Below are 6,732 nucleotides of genomic sequence, written 5' to 3' on the forward strand. Positions count from 1 at the left end.
GTGTATAAGAGACAGGGGCCGGGGCGGGAACGCCCGAGGGGCTTTCGGCGGCCCGGGCGCGGCTCCCGGGACCTCGGCTCGGCGGGTCGGCAGGGCGGACCCGGGGTGCCGGGTCGCCATCAGGGGCGCGCGGTGCCCCCGGCGGGAGTGGCGCCCTCATCGCGCCTCCACTGCGCCTCGTAGCGGCGCAGGACGGCCGCTTCCTCCCGCGCCGGTTCCCCGGCGCGGCGCTCGCCGTGCAGGTACCAGTGGGCGACCGGCAGCGGCGGGAGCAGGAGCACCAGGGTCAGCCAGGGGAACCACACCGCGTCCAGGGCGCACCACACGGCCGCGGCGAGGAGGAAGAGGATGATCCCGAGGGCCGTGGCGCGCCGTGCGCGCGGCGACCATCGGTGGTGTTCGTGCAGCGCCATCAGCGCCTCCCCCGCCCGCAGGGGATGCACCGCGTAGCCGGTGGGATCGGGGGGAGCCGGGAGCCAGGAACACCCGTCGCGGAAGCGGTCGGCGGCGCGCCGCGCGCGTTCACGGGCGGCGGGGTGGTCGTCGCGCACCAGGTCCAGCCGGAAGGCGCCGCTGGGGGCGACCCGATGGGAGGTCATGCGGTAGCCGAACTCGTGGGCGGCGATGACGTATTCGCGCGCCTCGCCGTGGGCCGGCTCCTCGTCGGGCACGACGGTCAGCGAGAGCCGCCGCCGGCCGTCCAACCGGGAGAGGAAGTCCTCGAACACGCCGCACCCCCAGCCGTTCGGACGCCCGGCCCGAACACCTACGACCCCGGTACCGCACGCTACCCGACCACCTGCCCCGCAGTCGTCCCCGCTCACCCGTTCGGCGCAGCCCACCCCATTTACCCCTTCGACACTCCCGAGAAGAAGACGAGAAACAGAGAACACCTGATTCGGATCGTAAGCCGAAAACTCCAGGCTTGCAAAAACAGATGCCACCAACGACGTGAAGGAATCCCAGCAGTCGAGCCGCACCACAGAAAAGCGGAAGCACAATACGTGATTCCCCTCGGATTCACCCGGGGCAACAATGGGGACGAAAGAAACCACCTCCCCGACCTCGATCACACCCTCTTCAAACCCCTCGTTTTCCGACGGCTGGGCATCGAATCCCCTGACACCTTCAGCACGACCGTCCGCCCGACAGGGAGTGCGAACAGTCTCCCCTGTCAACCGGATCGACGGCGATTCAAGAAGTCGATAAGCATCCCTTCCGCCACCCCTCCGGGAAGGGCGACCCCTGGAAGATCGAAAGTCGCCACCGCAGGTGAAGCGGCTGAAAATTCTTCGCCCACCAAGCCCGGAGCAGTGCCGACACAAATAAAACCGGAAATCCCGTAAAGGGTCAAAATTTCCCGGAAGATTTCAGATGCCACCTTCCCGACCTCCGACGGAAGTCCGGAACCCTCACCCCGGAACGGAAGAGACAGAAGCACCTCCTCCCGCCCAGCCCCAATGAATTCCGAGGGAACACCGAATTCCACCTGCCCGGGCCTCCGATAATCCACATTCACCCCCTTGAGACCTCTCTGCAGCTCATAGCACCGCAGGACTTATCCCTCCTCGGCAATTTGCCTTCCGTGAGCCTTTTCCAAGCCGGCCGAGCCCGGAAGGCACAGGGGCGGGGACCGGGTGGGGGAAAGAGCGAAGCTCCCGGTGGATGGATTCACGACCGGGATCACTCGTTCACCCGGGAGCTTCGTCGTGCTTGTCCACCCGCCGGGAGTGGATCCCTCCACTTCGGCCCCGCACCACCTGTCGGAACTCCCCACCGCGCAGCGGGCCGCGGCCGGGACCCGGTGGCGGCGTCTTTCCCCCCGGCCGCCGGGCGTGGTTGGTCCCGTCCCATCCGCGGTGCGGTCACACTCCCCCGGCCTTGGGCCGGGAGGTGCCCCCACGGACGCCGGTGGTGGGCCTCACCCGCGCTGCCGGGAGCGGTCCACGACATCCGCGCGGCCCGCACCCGGGGCATCATCGACGCTCTGACCCGGGTGAACGTTCCCTGTCGGGCGGATAAGAGCTCCCGGGGTGCCGGTGGCACCGTGCGCACCCCCTACCGCGGCCGAGGGGAGAACCTCATCCGCCGGGCAGCGGGCCCACCACCGCAGCCGGACGAGGATCCGGGCGCCGGCCGAACAGGCCGTGGCCACCTTGAAGTCCCGGCGACTCCCACGTCGCCCGCAGTGCTCCACCACCCGCATCACCGACCCGGTCAAAGCCGTCCCGGCCCCTCACCTCGCCTCGACCACATGAGGTTGGAAAAGGCTCGGTGACGTCCCCCGAGGACACGAACCCGGCGCCGGGGTACGCCCTTCGAACGGGGAGTCCGTGAGCGGAGGGGACGGGGCGGTCAACCCGCCCGGTACAGGTCCTCCGGTCCGATGAGGGCCACGTCCGAGCCCGGGCGCCCGGCCCGCTCGCGCAACCCCTCCGCGAATCCCGCGCCCCCGAAACAGAGCAGGCGGGTGTGCGAGGTGTCGTACCGTCCTCCACGCGCGATGAGTTCGCGGATCCTCTCCAGCCGGGCGAGGTGCCCCATTCCCATGGGTTCGTTCCACTTCGCCTCACCGATGGCGAGCAAGCTGAGCCGGTTACCGTCGGGGAGTCCGGCGACCGCCACGTCCACTTCGCGGGAGACCCGCTCGGTCGGGTCGTTCACGGCTCCGTGCGTCACCCGTGAGGGAAGCCCTCCGAACAGCTCGGGGTCGGCGTGATGAAGGGCCCACTCACGACACACCTGCTCGAAACGCGGCCCGAGAACATTGCTCACGAACCGTCGTCGACTCGCCTGCCACACCCGCTCCGCCGCACCCGGGCGTTCCAGCTGATCCCACACCGGACGCATGATGACCTGATAGAAACCGATGAGAGGCTCGGAGATCCGATAGGTGCTGCGATTGTCCCGGAAGGCATCGACCTCACGGTGCAGCAGGCCGGCGTCCTCCAGCACATTGATGGGGTGGGCGATATCGGTCGCTCTGCGCTCCAGGTACCCGGCCATACCTCCCCGGGTCGCGTTCCCCTCCGCCACTGCGGACAGCACCGCCAGGTAAAGAGCCGGGTCTCTTATATCCGGCTCCTCCGTGAGGAGATACCGGGGCTCGCGAAAGAGCGGGGTCTCCGGGTTGAGTACGGTGCGCGTCACCCAGGCGTCGAAGTCCTCCATGTCCCGTGGGGTGTCGCCGCGGACGAACTCGTTGCGATAGGCGGGCGTACCGCCCACCACGGCGTTGACCGCGAGGGCGAGTCGGGGGTCGGTGAGGCCCCAGAACTCCGCCGCCGCCCGGTGGTCGAGGGGCCGGATCACCAACTCCAACCCCGCGCGCCCCCGCAGCGGGGCACCACCCCCCAGCAATCGCCCCATGAAAGACATGGCGGACCCGCACAACAGGAGGCGGGTGCGTGAACGCCTTCGCCGGTCCCGAAGCGGTCCGAATGCCTGCTGAATGATGGAGGGGAGCTCGGGGTTCGCCTTGACAAGGTAGGGGAACTCGTCGATGACCACGGTGACCGGCCGCTCCTCCCCCAGGGCGAGAAGAGTGTCGAGGACCTCGGTCCAATCCTGGAAGTGGTGGGGCCCGGGGGGCGCGGCGTACTCGGTGAGAGCACGACCGATCCGGCGCAGGGACTCGATGTCGGTGGCCTCGGTGGCACCGAAATAGAAGCCCGCCGAGGCTCGGCACAGGGCATCGAGCAGAAAGGTCTTCCCCTGGCGCCGACGTCCGGAGACGACCCCGAGGGTGGCTCCGGGCCGGTCGTCCGTCGCGAAGCGCACCAGAGCCGACCACTCCCGGTCCCGGTCGAAGACCTCCGAGGGCTTCTCCATCCTCACCTCACTTATAGGGGTACGGTTTACAAAACCATACCCCTATAAAGGCGCCCTTCCGGAAGAGGTCGCTCGTTCGGGGGGATCGGGTCGAACGGGGCGGCGCGGCGACACCGGGCCCGCTCCCGCCGGCGGCAGGATCTGCCCTCCGATCGGCACGGCGGAGGGAACGGGTGTGACGCAGGGCGTCGAGACACGGCGGAACCGACCGGTGGAGGGGAAGGGGCGGGCCCGCCGCCCCCGTCGCACGGGGTTGGCGGTGGCGACCGGAATCGCGGTGGCCCTGCTGGCCGGGACCGCCGGCACCCCCGCCGGGGCGATCGATACGACCGGGACCACCGATACGGGCCGGGAGCGGGCACCGGACATCACCGCCCCCGACTCCCCCGCCGAGGCGGCCGGTGCCCGGCTCGCCGCCGAGCGGGCCGGCCGGGTCGGGATCGAGTGGGGACCCTGCGATCCCTCCACGCGCCTGCCCGATCCCATCGAGTGCGGCACGGTGTCCGTTCCCGTCGACTACGCCGACCCCTCGGGGGACTCCTTCGATCTGCACGTCAGCCGGTTGACGGCGAGCGGTCCGCCGGAGGAGCGCCGCGGTGCCCTGCTCTACAACCCGGGCGGTCCCGGCGGCAACGGCATGTCCTTCCCCCTGTTCCCGCTGCGGCTGGCCACCCCCGTGTGGCGGGAGCTGAACACGGCGTACGACATGGTCGGTTGGGCCCCGCGCGGGGTGGGCCCGTCGGCTCCGGTCTCCTGCACGGATCCGGAGCTGTTCGGTCGGGGCCCCGGGATCGCCCCCCGCCCGCCCTCCGCGGAGTTCAAGCGGGAGATGGACCGCCGGGCGGCGGAGTACGCCGCCGGGTGCCCCGCCAACCGCGGCGAGTGGGCCGGGGCGCACACCACCCCGAACAACGCCCGGGACCTGTACGTGCTGCGGGCCGCCCTCGGTCAGGAGCGGCTGGACTACCTGGGGACCTCCTACGGCACGTACATCGGCTCGGTGTACGCGACGTTCTTCCCGGAGAGCGTGGGCCGGATGGTGCTGGACAGCGTCGTCGATCCCGACCCCGTGGCCATCTGGTACGACAGCAACCTCCTGCAGTCCCTCGCCTTCGAGAGCCGTTGGTCGGACTGGAAGGAGTGGGTCGCCCGCCACCACGACGTCCACGGGCTCGGGGAGACCGCGCAGGACGTGCAGCGCGCCGTCGACGCGCTGATGGACGCCGTGGACGCCGAACCCCTGGAGGGGGTGGTCGGCTCCAAGGAGGTGCACGAGGCGTACCTGTCGGTGGCGTACTCCGACGCGGCCTGGCCGGGGGCCGCGGCGGCCCTGGTGGCGTTCGCGGCCGGGGACCCGGAGCCGGTCCTGAGTGCCTCGCGCCCCGGAACCGACCCGGCGGGGATGGCCCGGCGGGAGAACTCCAACGCCGTCTACACCACGGTGGAGTGCTCGGACGCGCCCTGGCCCCGGTCGTGGGAGCGCTGGGACGCGGACCACTCGCTGATGGCCCGCGAGGCCCCGTTCGAGACCTGGGAGAACGCCTGGCTCAATCTGCCCTGCCGGCACTGGACGGGGCCGCAGGTGCGGCCGGTGGACGTGCAGGCTGAGCCGGGGACGCTGCCGCCGATCCTGCTGGTGCAGGCGGAGCGGGACGCGGCGACGCCCGCCCGGGGGGCGTCGGAGGTGGCACGGCGGCTGCCGGGTTCCGTCACGGTTCTCGAGCGGGGCGCCGGGAACCACGGTGTGATCGGCGGCAACGCCTGCGTGGACGCCCTGATCCGGGCGTACCTGGTGGACGGCGCGGTGCCGGCGGGCGACAGGACGTGCGCCGGGCGCGCGGAGCCGGAGCCGTGGCCGCCGGCGACCGGGGAGGGTGGGACCGACCCGGTGGAGGAGGACGGCACGACGCCGGGCCCCGAACGGCGGACCCCCGGTTTCGACGGGACACCGCTCGCCGGCGCGGGCGCGCTCCTCGCCGAGGCGCTGCCGCCGGCGCGGGGCGCGCTGCCGGGCGGTGTGCCGGGGTTCGTGCCGCTCCCCGGGTGACCACCCGCCCGGAGCACGGCGGCCGGGCGCGGCGGCGGGAACCGACCGGCCGCCGCGCCCGGCGGCATCGTCCCTCAGGCCAGGCCGGCGACCAGCTCGGTCACCGAACGGCGCCGACCGGTGTAGAAGGGGATCTCCTCCCGGACGTGCCGGCGGGCCCCGGAGGCGCGCAGGTGACGCATGAGGTCGACGATGCGGTGCAGTTCGTCGGCCTCGAAGGCGAGGATCCACTCGTAGTCGCCCAGCGAGAAGGAGGCGACGGTGTTGGCCCGCACGTCGGGGTAGCCGCGCGCCATCTTCCCGTGCTCGGAGAGCAGCGCCCGGCGCTCCTCGTCGGGCAGCAGGTACCACTCGTAGGAGCGCACGAAGGGGTAGACGCTGACGTAGTCGCGGGCCCGCTCGTCGGCGAGGAAGGCCGGGATGTGGGCCTTGTTGAACTCGGCCGGGCGGTGGAGCGCCATGTTGGACCACACCGGTTCGAGGGTGCGGCCGAAGCGGGTGCGGCGGAAGAGGTTGTAGGCCTCCTGGAGCGCGTCGGAGGTCTCGGCGTGCCACCAGACCATCACGTCGGCGTCGGCGCGCAGCCCGGATACGTCGTAGGTGCCGCGCACGACGACGTCCTTCGCGGCGAGCTGCTCGAACAGCTCGGTGACCTCCTCGGCGAGCCCGGAGCGGTCCTCCGGCAGCACGTCGCGCAGGCGGAACACCGACCAGGCGGTGTAGCGGATGACCTCGTTGAGGTCCTTGGCCTTCTTCCCCGCGTTGGGGGTCCGGTCGGTCTCGGCAGTGCTCATGCGCTCATTCTCCCGTGTCGTTCGGGGTGGGGTGGTCCGGCCGGGGCCGGTGGTCGGTGG

The 6,732-nt window shown here is 71.3% G+C and carries 5 protein-coding genes and 1 pseudogene; 2 read left to right on the plus strand and 4 right to left on the minus strand.

From position 1 onward, the window contains the following. Window positions 1-119 precede the first annotated feature (119 nt). Together FOE67_RS12150 and FOE67_RS12155 are read right to left on the minus strand one after the other, a co-directional pair. Window positions 120-728 carry a hypothetical protein gene (locus FOE67_RS12150; protein WP_182663458.1) on the minus strand — a complete coding sequence of 203 codons (609 nt, stop codon included), beginning with the start codon at window positions 726-728 and terminating at the stop codon, window positions 120-122. A gap of 446 nt (window positions 729-1,174) precedes the next feature. Continuing rightward, window positions 1,175-1,381: a hypothetical protein gene (locus tag FOE67_RS12155; protein WP_182663460.1), complete on the minus strand. Its 207-nt coding sequence runs from the start codon at window positions 1,379-1,381 to the stop codon at window positions 1,175-1,177. Between the two features lie 522 nt (window positions 1,382-1,903). On the opposite strand from FOE67_RS12155, the pseudogene FOE67_RS12160 reads away from it, so the two are divergent. Beyond that, window positions 1,904-2,258, plus strand: a pseudogene (locus FOE67_RS12160) (transposase family protein); the annotation flags it as partial. A gap of 97 nt (window positions 2,259-2,355) precedes the next feature. Here FOE67_RS12160 and FOE67_RS12165 read toward each other — a convergent pair. Next, window positions 2,356-3,831, minus strand: coding sequence for an AAA family ATPase (locus FOE67_RS12165; protein ID WP_182663462.1), 1,476 nt, complete (start codon window positions 3,829-3,831; stop codon window positions 2,356-2,358). Window positions 3,832-4,006: 175 nt separating this feature from the next. Here FOE67_RS12165 and FOE67_RS12170 point away from each other — a divergent pair, with 175 nt between their 5' ends. After that, window positions 4,007-5,878 (plus strand): alpha/beta hydrolase, encoded by a 1,872-nt coding sequence (locus FOE67_RS12170; protein ID WP_323384805.1) that lies wholly within the window; start codon window positions 4,007-4,009, stop codon window positions 5,876-5,878. 74 nt (window positions 5,879-5,952) lie between these two features. On the opposite strand, the gene hemQ is transcribed toward FOE67_RS12170, so the two are convergent. Continuing rightward, window positions 5,953-6,672: a hydrogen peroxide-dependent heme synthase gene (hemQ, locus tag FOE67_RS12175; RefSeq protein WP_182663467.1), complete on the minus strand. Its 720-nt coding sequence runs from the start codon at window positions 6,670-6,672 to the stop codon at window positions 5,953-5,955. Window positions 6,673-6,732 lie beyond the last annotated feature (60 nt).

Source organism: Streptomyces calidiresistens, assembly GCF_014141525.1.
GTDB classification, from domain to species: Bacteria; Actinomycetota; Actinomycetes; order Streptomycetales; family Streptomycetaceae; genus Streptomyces; species Streptomyces calidiresistens.

Coding starts and splice junctions, on each gene's coding strand:
- FOE67_RS12165 (WP_182663462.1), bottom strand. CDS start 3,831: ATGGAGAAGCCCTCGGAGGTCTTCGACCGGGACCGGGAGTGGTCGGCT.
- hemQ (WP_182663467.1), bottom strand. CDS start 6,672: ATGAGCACTGCCGAGACCGACCGGACCCCCAACGCGGGGAAGAAGGCC.